Source organism: Pseudomonas sp. AIG (genome assembly GCF_977020205.1).
Genome location: NZ_CDROCK010000148.1, coordinates 1 through 426, shown reverse-complemented (window position 1 = coordinate 426; position 426 = coordinate 1). Strand labels below are relative to the sequence as shown.

Sequence of the window (426 nt, the reverse complement as noted above, 5' to 3'; positions counted from 1 at the left end):
AGCGGTACTGCACCCGCGTGCCGTCGGGGTTGATCCGCCGCGAGACCAAGTGCAGGTCATCGTCGTATTCGTAGCGGGTGATGCGCCCCAGTTCATCGCGTTCGGCGGTGACCTGACCGTAGGCGCCGTAGCTGTAGGCGCGGGTCGCACCGTCTGGAAAAGTCGTCTGAATTAGTCGGCCAACGGCGTCCCAATGTTGCCGGGTGACTGCACCGTGTTCGTCGGCAGTGGTGGTCCGGCGCCCCAGTGCATCGTAGGAAAAACGCCGCACGCCACCGTCGGGCAGGGTTTCCTCGGTCAACTGGCCGAGGGCATTCCACACCAGCCGATGCCGACTGCTGTCCGGATAACGGATCGACAGCAACTGGCCACGGGTGTCGTAGTAGTAATGGGTGACCTGGCCATCGGGATCGACCGCTTCGGTGA

At 63.6% G+C, this 426-nt stretch carries 1 protein-coding gene; it reads right to left on the bottom strand.

Annotated features, from left to right (window positions below; translation table 11 throughout):
* The coding region (locus tag ACWR1S_RS30930; protein WP_454566151.1) for a hypothetical protein at window positions 1-426 on the bottom strand (426 nt) is incomplete at both ends.